The 18,891-nt window shown below is 42.6% G+C and carries 24 protein-coding genes; 6 read left to right on the top strand and 18 right to left on the bottom strand.

Annotated elements, in window-relative coordinates; all coding sequences use genetic code 11:
• Positions 1 to 4: 4 nt before the first annotated feature.
• Complete coding sequence (gene deoD / locus L4C38_RS11585) at positions 5 to 715, bottom strand: purine-nucleoside phosphorylase (protein WP_428797717.1); 711 nt, start codon at positions 713 to 715, stop codon at positions 5 to 7.
• 487 nt (positions 716 to 1,202) lie between these two features.
• Between deoD and L4C38_RS11580 the strand changes: the two genes are divergently transcribed.
• Positions 1,203 to 2,129, top strand: a complete 927-nt coding sequence (locus L4C38_RS11580; RefSeq protein WP_428797716.1) for a L,D-transpeptidase family protein — start codon at positions 1,203 to 1,205, stop codon at positions 2,127 to 2,129.
• A gap of 177 nt (positions 2,130 to 2,306) precedes the next feature.
• Positions 2,307 to 2,912, top strand: coding sequence for a YitT family protein (locus L4C38_RS11575; protein WP_428797715.1), 606 nt, complete (start codon positions 2,307 to 2,309; stop codon positions 2,910 to 2,912).
• A 765-nt stretch (positions 2,913 to 3,677) separates the two neighbouring features.
• Here the strand turns inward: L4C38_RS11575 and L4C38_RS11570 are convergent.
• The 14 genes from L4C38_RS11570 to L4C38_RS11505 form a co-directional block, all read right to left on the bottom strand.
• Positions 3,678 to 3,893: a hypothetical protein gene (locus L4C38_RS11570; RefSeq protein WP_428797714.1), complete on the bottom strand. Its 216-nt coding sequence runs from the start codon at positions 3,891 to 3,893 to the stop codon at positions 3,678 to 3,680.
• 57 nt (positions 3,894 to 3,950) lie between these two features.
• Positions 3,951 to 4,100: a hypothetical protein gene (locus tag L4C38_RS11565; protein WP_428797713.1), complete on the bottom strand. Its 150-nt coding sequence runs from the start codon at positions 4,098 to 4,100 to the stop codon at positions 3,951 to 3,953.
• A gap of 54 nt (positions 4,101 to 4,154) precedes the next feature.
• Positions 4,155 to 4,319 (bottom strand): hypothetical protein, encoded by a 165-nt coding sequence (locus tag L4C38_RS11560; protein ID WP_428797712.1) that lies wholly within the window; start codon positions 4,317 to 4,319, stop codon positions 4,155 to 4,157.
• Positions 4,320 to 4,402: 83 nt separating this feature from the next.
• Positions 4,403 to 4,588, bottom strand: a complete 186-nt coding sequence (locus L4C38_RS11555) for a hypothetical protein (protein ID WP_428797711.1) — start codon at positions 4,586 to 4,588, stop codon at positions 4,403 to 4,405.
• A gap of 47 nt (positions 4,589 to 4,635) precedes the next feature.
• Positions 4,636 to 4,821, bottom strand: a complete 186-nt coding sequence (locus L4C38_RS11550) for a hypothetical protein (protein WP_428797710.1) — start codon at positions 4,819 to 4,821, stop codon at positions 4,636 to 4,638.
• A gap of 53 nt (positions 4,822 to 4,874) precedes the next feature.
• Positions 4,875 to 5,060 (bottom strand): hypothetical protein, encoded by a 186-nt coding sequence (locus tag L4C38_RS11545; RefSeq protein ID WP_428797709.1) that lies wholly within the window; start codon positions 5,058 to 5,060, stop codon positions 4,875 to 4,877.
• Positions 5,061 to 5,316: 256 nt separating this feature from the next.
• On the bottom strand, positions 5,317 to 6,198 hold the full coding sequence (locus L4C38_RS11540; protein ID WP_428797708.1) for a LysR family transcriptional regulator: 882 nt from the start codon (positions 6,196 to 6,198) through the stop codon (positions 5,317 to 5,319).
• 196 nt (positions 6,199 to 6,394) lie between these two features.
• Entirely contained in the window at positions 6,395 to 7,027 is a 633-nt protein-coding gene (gene catB, locus L4C38_RS11535) for a type B chloramphenicol O-acetyltransferase (RefSeq protein ID WP_428797707.1), read from the bottom strand.
• 271 nt (positions 7,028 to 7,298) lie between these two features.
• Positions 7,299 to 8,399, bottom strand: a complete 1,101-nt coding sequence (locus L4C38_RS11530) for an ABC transporter permease (protein ID WP_428797706.1) — start codon at positions 8,397 to 8,399, stop codon at positions 7,299 to 7,301.
• Entirely contained in the window at positions 8,396 to 9,322 is a 927-nt protein-coding gene (locus L4C38_RS11525; RefSeq protein ID WP_428797705.1) for an ABC transporter ATP-binding protein, read from the bottom strand. Before L4C38_RS11525 ends, L4C38_RS11530 begins: the two co-directional genes overlap by 4 nt.
• A gap of 2 nt (positions 9,323 to 9,324) precedes the next feature.
• Positions 9,325 to 10,275, bottom strand: coding sequence for an HlyD family secretion protein (locus tag L4C38_RS11520; protein ID WP_428797704.1), 951 nt, complete (start codon positions 10,273 to 10,275; stop codon positions 9,325 to 9,327).
• A 203-nt stretch (positions 10,276 to 10,478) separates the two neighbouring features.
• Positions 10,479 to 11,864 (bottom strand): class II fumarate hydratase, encoded by a 1,386-nt coding sequence (locus L4C38_RS11515; RefSeq protein ID WP_428797703.1) that lies wholly within the window; start codon positions 11,862 to 11,864, stop codon positions 10,479 to 10,481.
• 11 nt (positions 11,865 to 11,875) lie between these two features.
• The gene (locus L4C38_RS11510) at positions 11,876 to 12,259 is read right to left on the bottom strand and encodes a hypothetical protein (RefSeq protein WP_428797702.1); all 384 of its coding nucleotides are present in this window, start codon (positions 12,257 to 12,259) and stop codon (positions 11,876 to 11,878) included.
• A 149-nt stretch (positions 12,260 to 12,408) separates the two neighbouring features.
• The gene (locus L4C38_RS11505; RefSeq protein WP_428797701.1) at positions 12,409 to 13,056 is read right to left on the bottom strand and encodes an HAD family hydrolase; all 648 of its coding nucleotides are present in this window, start codon (positions 13,054 to 13,056) and stop codon (positions 12,409 to 12,411) included.
• Positions 13,057 to 13,194: 138 nt separating this feature from the next.
• On the opposite strand from L4C38_RS11505, the gene L4C38_RS11500 reads away from it, so the two are divergent.
• Positions 13,195 to 14,067, top strand: a complete 873-nt coding sequence (locus tag L4C38_RS11500; RefSeq protein WP_428797700.1) for an NAD(P)-dependent oxidoreductase — start codon at positions 13,195 to 13,197, stop codon at positions 14,065 to 14,067.
• A 108-nt stretch (positions 14,068 to 14,175) separates the two neighbouring features.
• On the opposite strand, the gene L4C38_RS11495 is transcribed toward L4C38_RS11500, so the two are convergent.
• The 3 genes from L4C38_RS11495 to L4C38_RS11485 are packed head-to-tail and all read right to left on the bottom strand — an operon-like array spanning position 14,176 to position 17,106.
• Positions 14,176 to 14,328: a FeoB-associated Cys-rich membrane protein gene (locus L4C38_RS11495; protein ID WP_428797699.1), complete on the bottom strand. Its 153-nt coding sequence runs from the start codon at positions 14,326 to 14,328 to the stop codon at positions 14,176 to 14,178.
• Positions 14,329 to 14,332: 4 nt separating this feature from the next.
• Positions 14,333 to 16,837 carry a ferrous iron transport protein B gene (feoB, locus tag L4C38_RS11490; RefSeq protein WP_428797698.1) on the bottom strand — a complete coding sequence of 835 codons (2,505 nt, stop codon included), beginning with the start codon at positions 16,835 to 16,837 and terminating at the stop codon, positions 14,333 to 14,335.
• Between the two features lie 35 nt (positions 16,838 to 16,872).
• Positions 16,873 to 17,106: a FeoA family protein gene (locus L4C38_RS11485; protein ID WP_428797697.1), complete on the bottom strand. Its 234-nt coding sequence runs from the start codon at positions 17,104 to 17,106 to the stop codon at positions 16,873 to 16,875.
• Positions 17,107 to 17,338: 232 nt separating this feature from the next.
• Here L4C38_RS11485 and L4C38_RS11480 point away from each other — a divergent pair, with 232 nt between their 5' ends.
• The 3 genes from L4C38_RS11480 to L4C38_RS11470 all read left to right on the top strand — a co-directional run bounded on the left by L4C38_RS11480 (position 17,339) and on the right by L4C38_RS11470 (position 18,890).
• Positions 17,339 to 17,650, top strand: coding sequence for a hypothetical protein (locus tag L4C38_RS11480; protein WP_428797696.1), 312 nt, complete (start codon positions 17,339 to 17,341; stop codon positions 17,648 to 17,650).
• Between the two features lie 31 nt (positions 17,651 to 17,681).
• Positions 17,682 to 18,467 (top strand): DUF4198 domain-containing protein, encoded by a 786-nt coding sequence (locus L4C38_RS11475; RefSeq protein WP_428797695.1) that lies wholly within the window; start codon positions 17,682 to 17,684, stop codon positions 18,465 to 18,467.
• Positions 18,468 to 18,578: 111 nt separating this feature from the next.
• Positions 18,579 to 18,890: a hypothetical protein gene (locus tag L4C38_RS11470; RefSeq protein ID WP_428797694.1), complete on the top strand. Its 312-nt coding sequence runs from the start codon at positions 18,579 to 18,581 to the stop codon at positions 18,888 to 18,890.
• The last annotated feature ends 1 nt before the right edge of the window (position 18,891 follow it).

The raw sequence follows: 18,891 nt of genomic DNA, 5'->3' as shown, positions 1-18,891 counted from the left end.
TGGTTTAAACATTAATCGCGGTTTCAAGCGCGACTTTCATCATATCGTTGAATGACTTTTGACGGTCTTCTGAACTGAGTTTTTCACCGCGAATGATGTGATCAGAGACAGTTAAAATAGTGAGTGCTTTTGCACCGAGATCTGCCGCAACACCATAGATACCGGCAGCTTCCATATCAACACCTAAGATGCCAAGCTTTTCCATTTTTTCAAAAATGTCGGTTTCCGGTGTGTAAAAGAGATCGGCTGAGAATACGTTGCCTACTTTTACGGGAACATTTTGTTCACGCGCCTGTGCAACGGCCTCCTCTAGAAGACCAAAATCAGCAATGGCTGCAAAATCATGGTTGTTGAAGCGAATACGGTTCACTTTTGAATCTGTAGATGCGCCCATGCCAATCACGACATCCATGAGTTTTACATCATCACGTACTGCACCACAACTGCCAACACGAATTACATTCTTGACACCATACTCTGCAATGAGCTCGTGTACATAAATACAGCAAGACGGAATACCCATACCGTGTCCCATTACGGATACGCGCTTACCTTTATAAGTACCGGTGTAACCAAACATATTGCGAACGTCGCATACCTGCTGTACGTCTTGCAAAAATGTCTCCGCAATGTACTTAGCTCTTAGTGGATCGCCAGGCATTAGAACAGTTTCTGCAAAATCGCCAGGTTTAGCGTTGATATGTGGGGTTGCCATAATTTGCTCCGAGGGTCAAAGGAGTACAACAGATATTAACTAATATTGTTGAATTCCGGAATGTCTGTGAAGGGAATACTAGCCAGATAACTCGCCAATCCGTGAGAGGGAAGTCACAAAAAATGCCACTAATAGTAAATACTGACATGTTGATAACTAATTTTGTTGAAAGTAAAGAGGCAATCGATTGGGACGTTTTTAATGTTGAGGTCCGCAGACTAGGTTATCGATTCTTAATTTAGATCGACTAGATTTTCAAATCGACGCATTGCCTGCAAACTTAACAATTCCCGCTGGACTAAGTATCTTGAGATTACTTGGGTATAGGGAGAGCGTTCCAACTAAAGATCTGCATATTGATTGGCATGAAGTGGAGAAAGGAAGTGGTCGAATGTAAATACGCTGTCATATCCTAAAGCAATAGTTGATCACAAAACCGAAAGAGCGCTAACCTTACGCTTCTACCAAGACACTAAGGATTGTTGTAATGCTGCGTAAGCTGCTCATTTTATGTAGTTGTTTTAGTGCCACTGTGTGGGCTACAAGTTATCAATTGCCGCCTGAAGGCAGCAATATTGTGGGTAGAATACAATTTCATCAAATAATAAATGGCGAAAGTTTAGCGGATATAGCCAAGCAATACGATGTGGGTTTTCTCAGTTTAATGGCCTCTAACCAAGGTGTGGACCCTTTTCTTCCTCCTGAAGGGTATGTATTGACGATCCCTACCCAAGTTATTTTGCCTAACGTTGTGCGTGAAGGCGTGGTGATTAATTTAGCGGAACTTCGTTTGTACTACTTTGAACCGGATAGCGAGATTGTGCATGTTTTTCCTGTGGGTATTGGGCGAATTGGACGAGATACGCCTGAAATGGTGACAAAAATTAGCCAGAAACGCCCAAATCCTACTTGGACCCCACCAAAGTCAATTCGTAAAGAGTATTCTGCGAAAGGTATTGAGCTGCCTGCGGTTGTGCCCGCCGGTCCTGATAACCCACTTGGCGAATATGCCTTACGTCTTGCTCATGGTGCTGGCGATTACCTAATACATGGTACTAATAAAGATTTCGGTATTGGTATGCGTGTTAGTGCTGGTTGCATCCGAATGAATCCGAAAGACATTGAGTGGCTATTTGAACAAGTTGACCTCGGCGTTAAGGTTACGGTTATCAATGAACCAGTGAAGATTAGCCTAGAGCCAGATAGAAGTGTGTATCTAGAAGCTCATGAGCCATTAACCCGTGGTGATGGTAGTAAGAAAATACTTGGTGTACCGCAAGAGCTAATATGGTGGTTACAAGCAATGGGTAAATCTGACTCGAAAGCGCGTGCTGCAATATTAGCGCAGAATGGCGTACCAGTAGAAATTGTTAAGCCCCAAAATATCGAAGAAGAATCGAGATTTCGCCGGTAGTCAGCACTTAATTAGTGGCGAAAAAATACAAGATGTAAACTTACCGCTACGTTTACGCGTAGCGTTTTTTTTTGATATAAGTCGACTTTTTGCTTCTCTAACGCCATTTTATGGCACGGAAAAATGACCTCAAGTGCCCGTATTATGAAATGGGTTATATTAAGCAAAGGAAAGCTCATGGATACTGAACATTCTCTTTTTGAAAACTTATTCGCACTGCTGCTAGGTAGTGCATTGGTCTCATTAGGAGTAATCTTCTTCAATCAAGTTGGTTTGTTGACGGGGGGTACAGCCGGTCTCGCAATTTTTATCACCAAAGTTTCAGACTTTAGCTTTGGGCAAGTATTCTTCGCGCTCAATCTGCCTTTTTACTATCTCTCGACTACTCGTATGGGGTGGCGCTTTACCATCAATACCTTTGTTGCGGTTGTTATCGTCTCTTTAGCCGTCGATTACTTGCATCATGTTATTCAGCTAAAAGAGTTAAATTTGATTTATGCAGCGCTTATCGGCGGCAGCTTAATCGGTATCGGATTGTTAGTGATATTTCGTCATAGAATGAGTTTGGGCGGATTTAATATTTTGGCCTTGTTCCTTCAAGAGCGATTCGGGATCCGTGCAGGTAAAGTGCAAATGGCGTTAGATTGCAGTATCGTAATTATGTCGCTGTTTATCGTACATTGGTGGTTGATTGCGTTGTCTGTATTAGGGGCTATTGTAACGAACCTAATACTAGCAATGAATCACAAACCGGGCAGATATCAGCCAAAAGGACAGTTGTAGTAACCGATAAAAAAGCGCCCATATGATAAGCAAACATATGGGCGAAAATATGGGCAACAATTCGAAATTGTTAATTGGAGATGTTGATAACATCCGTATTCAAACTGCTAAAACATTATCGATCTTATGAATGCTTTGTGCAGTTTGACCAACGAGCATAACTTAACACTTTTGTTACGAATCTCTAATTAATAAATTTACAAATATAAATTCCAAAATTGCAACGTAGTCATTTCCCCCGCCTTTTTAATGTCTAGATTGAGCGAGTCTAAAAATAAAATCTTTATGTAAGTTACTGATAATAAGGTATTATGACTCCAACTGCTCCATGTGTCTGAACGCGATGACGTTGAACCTCAATACTCAGTCCAAATGCAATATCTGAAAAAATAATTGTATTGTGCCATTTCAGCTTACTTAACCAAATTGATCTCCATCCATATTACACTCCAATTAATTGTACTTTAGTTAACAATCATGTAGTGCATTGGTCACAATTATTTCGCTATCAATGTGATAATTCATGCATATGAGTAATTGCTTAAAATCGAACTAAAATTAACATCGAGTAAGTTTTTTGATCGCAATATAGAAAGTGTTGGAGGGGCTGAATGGGATAGTTGTTGTTCGAGTGGTATTGGAATCGAATGTATGCGCTGCAGGGTTGAGGGATTGATGAGCTAGTTTGGAGAGTTGTAGGTCGTTATTATATTAGAATTATTTAGTCAGAGTGGAAATAGTATCCGCTCTTCCGTGAGCTTATTGTCACTTCATGCTTTTAGCTGCATGTTCAATTTGTTTTTGTGACATCCCAATGGCGAAAGAACCAGTAGCAAATGCTTTTATAATCTGCTCTGTAGTGGCTTTTGCCTTAGTAGTTTTGCCAGTTTTGTTATTGCTCGTATCATTACTTATTGTTGTTGTCACACCAAAAGCAGATACTGAAAAAAAGTACAAAGCAATAACAATTGCCGTTTTCATAGTTAAACCTCTTCGCTATATTATGTTGTCATCCGTCGACGTAATGACTGTTTTTATTTAAATAGCTTGCTGAATCTGGTTTGACGACATGCCGATGCTTATCGCCCCAGTAGCAAAGCCTTTAATCACTTTTTCTGCTGCTACATCTTGCGCTGCAAAAGCAGAAATAGAGAAAATGGATAATGCAATAATCAGTGTCTTTTTCATCATTCATACCTTTATTAATTTTATTTCTGGAATCATTGATTTAGTGGACAATGCTTACTTACTTGCTTTTTGAATTTGCTTTGGTGACATACCAATGCTAATTGCGCCAGTAGCAACACTTTTAATTACTTGCTCTGCGGTTACATTTGCTGTTGCAGAATGTGCAGCGAAAGCAGAAACAGAGAAGATAGATAGAGCGATAATTAGTGCGTTTTTCATAATTGGTACCTTTTCCTTTTCAGTGTTGTATGGTTTATTTAACTTTTAACTTTTAACTTTTAACTTTTAACTTTTAACTTTAGTTATACAGCTGCGTTGATTTGGTCTGCTGTCATACCGATGCTTACTGCGCCGTTAGCAATGCCTTTGATTACTAATTCAGTTTGGCTTTTTTCACCATTCTTTACTGCGTTTGCTGACAATCCTGCGTGAGCGCCAAATGCTGCTACAGATAGAACTGATAGTGTGATTACTAGTGCTTTTTTCATGATTTTTACCCTTCTACTTTTAGTTTGTCTTGTTGAAATTGTTTTTATTAGTTGATTGCTTTTTCAATTTGGCTTGCTGACATACCGATGCTGATTGCGCCGTTGCCAATACCTTTGATTACTAATTCAGTTTGGTTTTTCTCAACATTTTGTGGGTTAGCTGAGAAACCAGCGTGAGCACCGAATGCTGCAACAGATAGAACTGATAGAGTGATGATTAGAGCGTTTTTCATAATGTGTTCCTTTCTTTTTCGTTAGTATTATTATTTGAGCTGACTTTACTTAATTAGCTAATTGCTTTTTCGATTTGGTTTGTAGACATACCGAAGCTGATTGCGCCATTTGCGATTGCTTTAACTGTTAGTTCAGTTTGGTTTGATTGACCATTTGCATCATTCGCTGATAGACCTGCGTGAGCGCCAAATGCTGCTACTGAAAGAATTGTCAATGTGATTGCTAGTGCGTTTTTCATAATTTGAGCTCCGTTATGTTTATTGAGTGTTTGCGGTTGGTGCCGCTCTATGGGGGTGATAATAGTGAGACTTGGCTCACGTTTACAGGAAATGCGGAGTTTCCATTTTGGAAATTACCGTGTCTAAGCTCACACATTGGGCGGGAAGAGTGAGTTTTACGCAGTTTGATCTGAATCAATGTATAAAAAATAAAACGCCTCATTAAAGAATGAGGCGTTTTATTTAAACAGAAGGTATAAGTTAATTTATTTTAAATCAATTGCTTAAATCTCTAAGGACACGTTCACCAACATTGAATAGCCATTCTTTTTGTGGGTCATTTTGCTTGGCTCGGTGAAAACTCATTACACAATGAAGATTTAAATTTGTGAGCGGAAGCGCAATGCTTCGACAATTTTTTGGTATAACTCGCGACATAGTAAATGAAAAATGGTCCGAATTAGTGACGATGTTCTCAATAGTCAGTGTATTTTCCACTTCGACATCTGCCGTTATTCGGTGCCCTAGACTGGCGAGCCTTTCGAACAAGGGATAGCGGACATCGTGCCAACCAGGATTACGCGTTATAACAAAAGGGTAATGCTTTAGTTCATCAAAATTCTGTGCGGGATGATCTTCCTTTACATAGAATGCAGGAGAGATATTGCAAAGTGCTTTTTGCTGAATTACTTGCGGTAGCGTCTCATCATATATTCCAAACAAGACGGAATTCTCGCCTTCAATTAGACGAGTGCGAGCTTCCAAGTTCCATTGACGCATAGAAAACTTGGCGTTTGGTGCCTCTTTACGAAGGGCAAGATAAAGTTTGTCACCAAAGTTATCCCAAAAAAGCGCGTGCCCATAAAGAATAATCTCTTGTTTCAATGTCTGTGGATCAAAGTCAGTATGCTGAATTGAGTCAAACGTTGCGAGAATGTTCTCCAGATGACTTATATTGGTTTCAATGAAGGGAGTCGGCTCAAAACCATTGCGAGTTTGAACAAACAAAGGATCTTCAAAATGGACTTTGAGTTTAGATAGGATTTTACTTATTGCGCTCGAAGTCTTACCTAATGACTCAGCAACGAGCTTTACGTTTCTGAGTTCGTGCATCCTTACTAATACATGTATACCCTGAATATCTAAATTGTTACTCATATCTACAACTCTGAATCCTGAATCAACTTCACCATAGCGAAATATAAAGAAAGATGCCCTATAAACTCAATGATATCTTTTGAAAATATTGCGAGGAATCTAGCAATATGAATCAATAGATGATTTTCTAGGCAATATATACCCAAGCATCTTGAGGTTAGTTGGGTATATACCCAACTAACCGCAAAATAGCCGGTCAATTTCGTAGGTTTTGACACCAAAATTGATACAGTGATGCAATGTCTTGTGAGCATAGGTATGGCATAGCCTGTTTTAATGCTTCATCCGACCAGAGCCACCATTGTATTTCGAGTAATTGGTCTATTTGCTCTTGTTCAAATCGAAAGCGAATGTGTTTCGCTGGGTTGCCCCCAATAATTGAATAGGCTGCAACATCTTTAGTTACCACAGCTCGACTAGCAATCACAGCACCATCACCGACTGTTATGCCTGCCATTATTATTGCTTCAGAACCAATCCATACATCGTTACCAATGATAGTGTCACCAGCTCGTTCGAAGGCATCTTGTGCTCCTTCAAATAAGGGGTTGTTTTGGTAGAAAAACGGGAAGGTTGATGCCCAGTCGTGGCGATGCCCTTGGTTACCGGCCATGATGAATGCCGCTCCAGAGCCAATAGAGCAATAACTGCCAATCATCAGCTTATCTACATCATCACGATCGGGCATTAAATAGCGCGCACACTCATCAAAACTGTGCTGGTGGTAGTACCCCGAGTAGTAACTATGTTTGCCAACGATGATATTTGGGTTCGTGACTTGTTCCTGTAGTGTTTTACCTACAAACGGATTGTCAAAATAGTTAGTCATAGCAAAGGTTTTCTTTTGATAGCTTATACCCGTCATACTTGAAATTGCAGCGGTGTTGGCTGTGTTCGTGCGTCCCAATCACATAGTTCACCTATGCTCAGGGGACTTTCTTACTTGCCGCCTACCTGCACCTTCAAGTTTCTTGGGTATAGTTCCATTGATAACCTGCGAGTATAGCCAAGTCCACCGTAGCCTTCAGCTTTTAATTGGCTGAACGGAAAGATGAAGAACGAGAGACGCGACGAGGTAATCGACCACGTCTCTGTGGTTTTTAGTCGAGAGATTTCTTAAAGCGTTTGGAGGCAACAACTAAACCGAGAACGGTAAATCCCGCTAGCCAAAGCGTATCTCGCCATAGATCAATTAAATCTGCCCCACGTAGCACCACACCACGAATTAAGCGCATAAAGTGCGTTGCAGGTAATACTTCAGAGATCCATTGCGCCGCAATAGGCATTGCCTCATAAGGGAACATAAAACCGGATAGCAGTATAGAAGGTAGTAGGATAAACACCGTCATTTGCATTGCTTGTAACTGAGTCGTTGCGATGGTGGAAATCACCAAGCCGAGCGTTAAACTGGCTGAAATAAATAACAGAGTGCCTAACAAGATTTGGCTTAGTGCGCCATTGATCGGTACGCCAAAAATAAAGTGTCCAAGCCCCAAAATAATCGCTACCTGAATTAGCCCAACGAAAATATAAGGCACAATCTTTGCCACCATTAATTCAAGTGAATGAATAGGGGTGGTGATCAGCAGCTCTAAGTTGCCTCTTTCTCGTTCACGAACAATGGCGGCGCTGGTAAACAAGATCATCGTCATGGTGAGGATGACACCAAGAAGACCGGGAACAATATTCACCGCAGAGCGTTGTGACGGGTTATAAAAGAGCGCAACCTCGAAGGTTTTGTGTATTTGTGGCTTAATTTCAAAATCAAAATCGGTTAATGGCATATTTTGCAAGGCTTTGATCGCCCCGCTGATCATTGTATCGGAGCCATCAACAACCCATTGCCCAAGAACTCGGCCTTGTGCCATTCGTTGAGTAAGATCCGATGGTAGAATTAAGGCTGCTCTTACAAGCCCATCTTGAATGGCTTGTTCTGCTTCTTGGGGTGTCGCAAAGCGCTGGGTTATGTCTACAACTTGAGTCACCCGTACCGATTCAGTGATAACTCGACCTGCGGCGCTCTGGCTTTGATCAACGACTGCGACTGGAATGTTACGCACATCAGTATTGATCGCAAAACCAAACAGCAGTAACTGAATGAGAGGGATCATCACCACCATACCAAATGTGATGCGGTCACGAGAAAGTTGGCGGACCTCTTTGATCATGATGGCTTTCATTCGAGAAAAAGTCTGAATCATTGGCGACCTTCTCCAGTTACGGTAACAAACACATCTTCTAAGCTTGGGCGAGCGATATTCATTTCGGAATTTGCCAGTTCAGGGAACTGCTGGCGGAGCCACTGCATAGGATCGTTGACGTGATTGTGGATCAATACTCGTAAGCGAATGCCAAGTTGCGCAGCGGATCGTACCTCTGGTCTTGATATCAGCTTCTCTTTTAATGCCCGTAAAGATGGCGCTTTAACTTCAACGATATTGACCCCCATCTCAGCCATAAGTCGTTCGGGCTCTCCATCAGCACGAATGAGACCCGATTCCATGATTGCTAAACGGTGACATCTTTCAGCTTCATCCATGTAGTGAGTTGTCACAAGGATGGTTGTGCCTTGGTCACTTAAATCGAACAGTTGTTCCCAAAACTCTCGGCGGTTTTCTGGATCAACAGCGGATGTGGGCTCATCAAGAAACAATAACTCTGGTTTGTGCATAGTTGCGGCTGCCAGTGACAAACGTTGTTTTTGACCGCCGCTCATGCTACCAACACGTTGCTTTCGACGTTGGTCGAGACCATATGTGCTTAATTGTTGGTTGATTCGGTTACGCAATTCATTGTTTGGCATGCCAAATATTTGCCCAATAAATTGCAAATTTTCTTCTACAGTCAGGTCATCGTAGAGTGAAAATTTTTGTGTCATGTAGCCAATTTTTAAACGGAGCAATTCCGATTGTTTGGGGATCTTCAGCCCAAGCACGTCTACTTCACCTGATGTAGGGCTTAGTAAACCAGTGAGCACGCGTATTGTGGTTGACTTACCGCAGCCATTAGGACCTAGAAATCCGTAAATGCTGCCTTTGGGTACATTTAAATTAATGCCTTCGATAGCGGTAAAATCGCCAAACTTCTTCACTACATTATTGGCTTGGATAGCAAATTCAGACATGCTCATTCCTCGCCAAGTGCGATTTGTGCTGATAAGCCTGAAGGTAGATCGCTCGCAGCTTCATCTAGATCCACTTCCGCGAGGTACATTAACCTTGAGCGTTCCTCTTCGGTCAGCGCGTAGTAAGGAGTGAACGATGGCTCATTCGCGACCCAGCGAACGGTTCCGCTAAAAGATTGTTCAACGCCATCGACAAAGACTTCGACTTGTTTTCCTGGGATAAAGTTGACGCGATAATTGGCAGGAACATAGACGCGCGCATAAGGTACTTGGCTTGCTTGTACCACGGCGACGATTCCATTAACGGGTACTCGTTCCCCTAAGTTATAAGGCAAGTTGTCTAACACGCCGTCGCGGGTGGAAATGATGGTCAGCTCATCCAGCTTTTGTTGTTCAAGTGCGACATCCGCTTGGGTTGCCGCGAGAGAAGCTCGGGCTTGTTCAATGTCTTCTAATCGCGAGCCTGCAGTGAGCTTACTAAATTCTTCATTAGCTGAATCAAGTTCAGCGCGAGCAGAGTCACGAGCGGCAAGCGCAGTATCTTTTTCAGATTGGCTAATCAGTTTTTTGGTGACTAGTTCGGCTTTTCGTTGGTAGTTTTTTTGTGCTTCGGTTAGTTGCGCTTGAGTAAGTACCACGCGAGCTTGGGCTGCGGCGATGTCTTCAGGTCTCTCACCATTGGTCAGTTTGAGTAGATAGGCGCTGGCTTTTGCCTGTTCTGCGATGGCATGGGCAAGGCGTGCTTGCTGATTCTTGTTGTCTAAAAAGACTAAAATATCACCTTGTTGAACCATGCTGCCTTCTCTAATTGGCAGAGCTCGAATGATCTCATTTGCGGTCGCTGAGAAAGTGACACGGTCTCGCTCTAAAGTGCCCAAGGCCTTTTGTTTCTCTATAGGAGAACACGCTGTAACCATTGTAATTAATAGGGTGCCAAATAGAATTCTTTTCATACACTGGATCTCATAGCGAGTGCGTTTATTCGCAGCTTAGTTGAAAGCGTAAGCGAATGGTGTGATCAGGTAACTAACTTGGGTATAGAGTAGTATTTTTATTAACTATAAGAAAAGAAACATAATTCCCCACATATTCATCAATTGATGAATATGTGGGGAAAGGCAGGCTCGAATGTGAGTTTTAGAATCAAAACTAGGCGTTACTCTGCGAGTCCACCTTGGGTCAATTTGGCTGGGTTAAGTAAGCGCTCCAATACTTCTCGATCCAAGTCAGTTTCTTGTTCTGCAATGTCAATAATGGCTCTTCCCTCTGCGTACGCTTTCTTGGCGATGTTTGCGGCTTTAAGGTAACCAATGACAGGGTTTAGTGCAGTAACAAGGATTGGGTTTTTATCGAGGACTTGCTTTAAATTATCTTCACGAACCTTAAAGCTATCAATCGCTTGATCTGCGAGTGCTGTGGCGCTGTTACTGAGCAATTCGATGCTCTCAAGAATGTTATGAGCCACGACAGGCAACATGACATTGAGTTGAAAATTACCTGATTGACCGGCAATGGTAATGGTCGTGTCATTTCCCATAACTTGAGCTGCTGCCATGGCGGCAGCTTCGGGAATTACGGGGTTTACTTTCCCCGGCATAATTGATGAGCCGGGTTGAAGCCCTTGTAATTCTATCTCACCGATCCCTGCGAGTGGACCTGAGTTCATCCAACGTAAGTCGTTGGCGATCTTCATAATCGCGACTGCGTTGGTTTTTAAGGCACCAGACAAAGCAACAATGGCATCTTGGCTGCTTAAGCTGAAAAAGAAATTGTCACTAACAGAAAAATCACTCCGAGTTACTTGGGCAAGGTTATCAGCAAATGCGCTCGCAAAACGAGGATCAGCGTTGATGCCAGTACCGACAGCCGTGCCACCTTGAGCGAGCGCTTGAACAGCCTTAACACTGTGTTCAATTGCTTGCTTAGCATGTTCAATTTGATATTGCCACCCACCTAGTTCTTGATCAAAGGTGATAGGCATCGCATCCATAAGGTGAGTTCTACCAGTTTTCACTTGTTGTCCAACTTGCTGACGTTTGTTTTCTAGACTTTTGATTAAGTGTTCGAGAGCGGGCAGCAAGTTATGTTGAATTGAGAGGGCAGAGCTCACTTGAATAGCGGTAGGGATGACGTCATTGCTACTTTGCCCCATATTGACGTGATCATTAGGATTTACAATTGTGCCTAGTTGGGTGCTGGCGAGCGTGGCGATGACCTCATTGGCGTTCATGTTTGAACTCGTTCCGGATCCAGTCTGAAAGACATCGATAGGAAAATGATCTAAATGATGGCCATCAATAATGCTTTGCGCTGCATCGCTAATGGCGGCAGCAATGTCACCCTCAAGTAAACCTAGCTGAGCGTTTGTTATCGCTGCAGTCTGTTTTATGTAGGCAAGCGCTTGGATAAATGCGATAGGCATTTTGTGCTGGCTGAAGTGAAAGTTGTCGTTCGCGCGTTGAGTTTGGGCTTGATACAAAGCAATTGTCGGCACTTTAACTTCACCCATGCTGTCCGTTTCAATTCTAAATTGTTGAGTCATAGAAGGTCCTTTTACTCGTCATGTGGCGCCTGGAGGTGCCTCAATTGTTGTTGTAAAGCAAGAAATTTAATGTCGCCATCATCCCACTGATAATAGTAACGTTTAAGACAAAGCAGGGGGGCGTGAATGGAATCAAGGCAAACTCGGCGGAATATTCGGCTATGCGATGGGTTTTGCATGGCGTCAAGCAAGTGAAAATAGAGTCGGCGAAGGAACAACTCGTACAGTAAGATGCTTTCATTTTCAGCGCCCTCTTCGTAGTAGGAAGCAAGCGTCATCGACCAATGGATATACTCGTAGATAATGTCTGGTTCGAAACCATCGGGAGCGCGATGGTTAACAAAGCGGTCTTGGGACTTAAAGTATGCGTTGTAAACAGGTTGCAATGGTTCCATAAGCATCTCATTGATAGGCAATACAGTTCGTAATGATAATTATTATCAATTAATGTGAGGGTAATGACAACCCTTAAGCTTGTATGGATAATTAGACGTGATAGCGATAGAAGAGTTGAGCCTCAAGTAGTATAGAGGCTCAAATAATATTACTGAGATTTAAGACTTTGAAGCACATGGTGGAGTGAAGGTTGGATGTCATGACCGAGCGCTATAATTTCATCGCTCGGTGTAACCAAGTCAGGAATCTGAAATGTCTGCATACTTGCAGAAACCGCAGCAATAACACCATTGTTAGAATCTTCAAAAGCGAGACAATCACGAGGCTCAATGCCTAATCGGCTTGCTGCAAGCAGGTAAATTTCCGGATCCGGTTTACCGTTAGACACTTCACACCCACAAGTAAGGTTATCAAAGTAGCCATCAATACCAGCCAGTTTGAGTTTTATCTTAGCGAGATCTTTGTGCGTAGAGGTGGCAACAGAAATAGGGATGTTGTTGGCTTTTAGCCACTGTAGTAGCTCTACAACGCCATCTTTTAGCGCGATGGCTTGATAGTGGGTGATGGCATTATAGTTTAGCTGCCACTCTTGATGCAGTTTCGGTAAGTCATCGCCATAAGCATTGTGCAGAATAGTTTCTATACCTGCAGCATTGCGACCAATGATAGATAAATAGGTGTCCTTGTGAAAGGGCAGGTTTAATGTTTCGCAGGCTTGCTTGAAAATACGCATGCACAAACGCTCGGTATCAAGTAGCAAACCATCCATATCAAATATTGCGGCTTTAAAGTTCATTAGGGTATAAACAAGGAATAGAGTTGTGATTCATTCTGACATAAAAGTACTGACTAACTGAATGAAATATTGAAAAAATCGTAAGTGAAAATTCTCAGTTTGGTACACTAAAATTGACAACAATAAATGGAGTGGAACATGGAAAGTAAAACAGTCGCTTTTATTGGCTTAGGGGTAATGGGTTACCCAATGGCGGGCTACTTGAGCAAAGCCGGCTACATTACACGAGTTTATAACCGCACGTTCTCTAAAGCAGAGCAGTGGCAAGCGGAGTATCAAGGTGTTGCTTGCCAAACACCAAAACAGGCAGTTGAAGGGGCTGATATAGTTTTCGTTTGTGTTGGTAATGACAATGATGTCCGCAATGTCATCTATGATGAGGAGGGCGTGCTGGCAGGCTTAACGTCGGACGCGATTCTTGTTGATCACACCACAACATCCGCCAATTTAGCGGTTGAACTTGCTGAGGCAGTCGAAAATCAGGGCAACTCCTTTATTGATGCCCCTGTCTCTGGTGGCCAAGCTGGGGCAGAAAATGGCGTGCTCACAATCATGTGTGGTGGCGAGCAAGCAACCTTTGATAAAGTCTCGTCAGTGATGGATGTGTATGCCAAACAAATCACCTTGCTGGGAGCGAATGGTCAAGGTCAGCGCTGCAAAATGGTCAATCAAGTATGTATTGCGGGTGTCCTTCAAGGCTTGAGTGAGGCGATTCTTCTGGCGCAAAAATCAGGTTTGGATATTGAGCAAGTTGTTGAAACACTCAAACATGGTGCTGCCGGTTCGTGGCAAATGGAAAACCGCGCAGTGACAATGGCACAAGACAAGTTTGATTTTGGTTTTGCGATTGATTGGATGCGAAAAGATTTAGGATTTTGTTTAGAAGAAGCGGATCGCGTCGGTTTAGATCTGCCTTTAACTAAGAATGTTGACCAGCAGTACCAACAACTTCAGCAGCAAGGCTTAGGGCGAATGGATACATCTGTGCTGATCAAATCCCTTAAAGGTTAGAACCTTCCGCTTTTACTGTTCAAACTATCGAAGCCCCATCTTCTTGCTGGGGTTTATCTTCCCAAGGTTTACCCACAAACCGAGTAAACCTTGGAACAAGCTATTTGTTTACTTCTTTTTTATTGAACTGGAGCAGGAGCCGCAACCTGAACCACAAGCTCCTTTCTTCTTAAACAGCTTACGATAGAGAAAATACGCCGTGCCACTCACGATTAGCGTGACGATGGCAATATCCCAGAAATTAAATGTCTGTTCGTACATACCATTACCTAATGTTTTTAATCGGAATTTCGTCTGGCAGCATCTTGCGCTTTATCCAATCTTTGAAGCCGAGAAGCAGAAGCAACGCGAGGGCACCAAAGTACGCAAATGACATCACGGTTATACCAGCTAAGTTAAAGTGAGTACCCACAGAGTAAACGATTGTCGCTGCGGTAAAACCAATCAGAGTTGGTAGGAAGATTGAAAGCAGCATCCATTTGTACTCCCCTGTCTGAACTTTGATTATCATCACAGTAGCAAGACATGGTGGGTAAAGAATAAAGAACAGAATTAAAGCAACGGCTGCGATCTCGCCATGCCCAGCGAGCTCTGCAGAATCACTCATACGATCTTCGAGTTTTTGGTTGCTGTCTTCATCTTGCTGGAACAATACCCCAAGTGTTGCAACGCTACTTTCACGAGCGGCAAACGAAGAGAAAAGCGCCACGTTGATCTTCCAGTCAAACCCAGCATATTGAGTGACGGGTTCAAGCGAACGACCGAAGCTACCCAATAAAGAGGCTTCTAGGCGAGTTTCTTTCATTTCTCGGCGGATCTTCTTCCGTGCAGAAGAGAGTTTTCGAAGCGCGCGGCTGACTGTTTTTGCATCTTTATTACCTTTCGGTGGGGCAATCACAGTATAGAACTCGCTATTGCGTTCTTTGAATTTCTCTCCAACTTTCTTAGATGCGGCTGCGCCCTTAGCATTTAGTTTTGCGCGTTTAAAGTCAGTGTAGAAGTTGACTAAGGCAGGCAATGAGCTTTCATCAAATGTTCCAGCATAACTTGTTTTGCTGATGGATTTTTCGAATTTAGTGACGGCTTGCTCTGCATTTTTTTGAAAGACAATTTGTTGATCTTCAGGAACGCCAGGAAATTGAAGTAACACGAAAATGACAGTTGAAACTGCAATAACAATGGTACCGACTTTGCGAACATACATCCAAGTTCGCTCTAACGAACGCGTGATGACACTGCGAATAGTGGGAATATTGTAGCGAGGTAACTCCATAACAAATGGCGCTGTTTCTGTTTTTCGTAATACTGTTTTGGTTAATAATTTGGCAACCAGAAGGGCAGATATAATACTAATCGTCGAGATGTAAAAGGTCATCAGAGACTTATCTTCGACAAAAAAGATACTCAGAAGCAAGGTATATAGAGGGATCTTAGCTAAACAGTTCATGTATGGAACGGTTAATATTGTCGCAAGTCTCGCTCGGTTGTCGGGGATACCTTTAGTGGCCATTACTCCGGGCACGGCACATCCACCGGCAAACACACCAGCGAGGATCATCGGAAGCGTACTTTGTCCATGTAAACCAAACTTATGCAGCACTTTATCTGAGATAAAGGCAATGCGCGCCATATAACCGGAGTCTTCCAAGATCGCGATTAAGGCAAATAGAATCAGGAAAATGGGGATGTAGTTGAGCAATGTGTTTGCTGAATCGATCACCCAAAGCCCGAGCGAGCGGACGTAAGGATCATATAAGAAGCCCGCATCGGGTAACAAGCCTGCGACAACTTCCCTAAAAGACGCGAGATAAGGCCACCAGTAGTTAGTCAGCTCGTAACCATAGACGATAGAGCTTTGGTAGATGACAAAGACGGTCGCAATGAGAAAAAACGGTGCACCGAATTTATTGAGGACTAAGCGATCTATTTTCTGAGTAAATGTTTTGTGTTCTGGATTTTTTTGTTCAAAAACAACGCATTGATTCAATAGGAGAGAAACAGCTAATTGACGCTGAGCCACGATGTAGTCGTTAATATCGGTGTTGAGATCTTGTCTGGCTCTATTTTGCTGATCTGTAATGAATGCGCGGATGTCATTCATTGTTTGAGCTGACACGTTTGATTTTAGCCACTCTAGCGTTTCTTGATCATTTTCTAACAGTCGTAATGCCATCCATCGAGAAGCAGGCATATTTTCTAGGTGTAAGTCAGCAAACTGCTCGCTTAGCACTGAGATTGCATCTTCAAGCTTAGGGTAGGAGATAGTGAAATGGCTTGGAGCTGCTGAAAGAATAGCTTGAGATATACCTTCGATACCTTTGCCTAAGCGACCAATACATTCAACCGCCGGAACACCGAGTGCACTGGAGAGTTTATCCGCATCAATCTGTATACCTTCTTTTTTGGCAACATCCATCATGTTAAGAGCGATAGCAACCGGAAGTTCGAGCTCGAGCAATTGTAGAGTCAGGTGTAGGGAGCGGTTAATGTTTGCGGCATCCATTACATTTAAAACAACGTCAGCACTTTCTTCTCTCAATGCCTTGCGCGCGACGCGCTCTTCAAGAGAAAAACTGGTAAGGCTATAAGTCCCTGGCAGATCAATGAGCTGGTAAGAACCAGTTTTGTCGGAAAAGTAGCCGGTTTTTTTGTCAACGGTAACACCAGGGTAGTTAGCGACGTGCTGCCTTGCACCGGTGAGCATATTGAATATGGTTGATTTGCCAGCATTCTGTTGTCCGGCTAGCAGGATTTTCTTACGTTGCATCATTGCGTTCCTGAAGTACTCGACTATTTTTTTATTTTTTATTGTGCGACTTCAACCGTTACGGTGTCCGCTTCTGTTTTACGGATGACGATATTGGTTAAGCCAACTCTGATCTCGATGGGATCACCCATTGGAGCGTAACGGACAAATTCCACTTCCATTTCTGGTATCAGCCCTAAATCCAACAAACGTTGTCTGATTGCCCCCTGTGATTGGTGAGAAACGATCACAGCTTTGTTTCCGGGAATTAAGTTGCTAAGAGAGATTCTCATCTTTGGAAGACCAATTGCGTGGATATTAGCCAGATATACTACTACCTATAAAGTGGTAGAAAAAGTCGTAATCGCAATGATTAGCATTAACCTGACTTAGATCAATATAAATACAAATGATAATAACTATCACTTTAAATTAAGCTGTTGATAGCTTAGGCTATTTTCCAAACTCATCTGCCAGTTTAGGCGGGATGAATTGAGTATTAGATAAATCTAATAGGGTAAAACAATGAAAAAAGTAACGCTGATTTTGGTGCTAAGCGCACTGCTACCGGGTATTGCGATGGCACATACTCCGTTATTTTCATGCTATGACTTCGGTGACAATACCATCTTGTGTGAAGGTGGCTTCTCAGACGGTTCATCTGCTGCGGGTGTTGAAGTTCTGGTGCTTGATGCAACAGGAAAGGAACTGATTAAGAGTGAAATGAACGACGATGGTGAACTTGAGTTCCAAAAACCATCGGTTGACTACAAAGTTATGTTTAACGCTGGACCAGGTCATTCAATCGAGGTTGAAGGCAAGGACATCGTTGAATAATTAGAAATTTGATACTTTCAGGGAATATATAATGAAAAAAGCAACATTAGTAGCAGGTGCGGTAGCCCTTACTCTTTCCGCAGCTTCTCAAGCCCACTTCCAACTGATGTATACGCCAACGTCTCAGTTAGAAAATCCAACCACTTTGGATATGAAACTGGTTTTTGGTCACCCAATGGACAATGGTCATGTTATGGACATGGGTCAGCCAGAAAAATTCTTTGTTATGTTTAAAGATAAGAAGACAGATCTTCTTAAAGACCTGAAGAAGATCACGTGGAGTGGTCACGATAACAAAGCAGACGCTTACCAAGTTGAATACAAAGCGCGCCGTAACGGTGACTATATCTTTGGTCTTGTACCAGCTCCTTACTATGAAGGTGGTGAAGATATTTACATCCAGCAAATCACTAAGCGTTATATCAACAAAGGTGGTTTACCAACGGGTTGGGATGCACCAGTTGGTCTAAAAACTGAGATTGTACCAAAGAACAAGCCATATCAGATCCTGAAAGGCAGCACATTCACTGGTCAATTGCTATCTGAAGGCAAGCCAAAATCAGGTGTTGAATGTGAAATTGAGTTTATAAACACGGATATTGATACGAAAGCAAATTCATTTGGTAAAGATAAACACCGTGAAACACCAGCTTCAGCTCTAGTTGCAGTGACAGATGATAACGGTATGTTCACTTTTGGTGTTCCTACTGCAGGCAAGTGGGGCTTCGCTTGTTTAGGTTCTGGTCCTGATACTGAATTCAAGGGTAAAGAGCTTTCTCAAGATGCGGTACTTTGGATTGAAGTTCAAGACCTTTAACTGGTCTGAATTACTGGTCTGAATTAATTCAGTAGTAATCGAAACAAAGCTGGCTTTTGCCAGCTTTGTTTGTTTAACAGAATTACTTTTTATTTTTTTAAGGGGAAATTTGTGAAAAAGCGAGGCTTAATTTTTGGTGCACTAGTTGCCATTTTGTCTGGTCATGCTCTGGCTCATACTGCACTCATGTCCTGTTACGATGAAGGCAATGGCTATGTAACCTGCGAAGGGGGCTTTAGTGATGGTGCCAGTGCCGAGGGAATAGAATTCCGTATTGAGCAGAATGGTAGCGTTGTCATGCGAGCAAAACTGGATGAATTCGGTGAGGTTTATTTCGAGAAACCAGCCAGTCGATTTACTGTCGTACTTAATGGTGGCGAAGGGCATGTCGTCCATATTGATGGGAAAGACATATCGGAGTAAG

Source organism: Vibrio kasasachensis, assembly GCF_050337565.1.
Lineage (GTDB): Bacteria > Pseudomonadota > Gammaproteobacteria > Enterobacterales > Vibrionaceae > Vibrio > Vibrio kasasachensis.
This window is presented reverse-complemented; position numbering and strand designations above follow the sequence as displayed.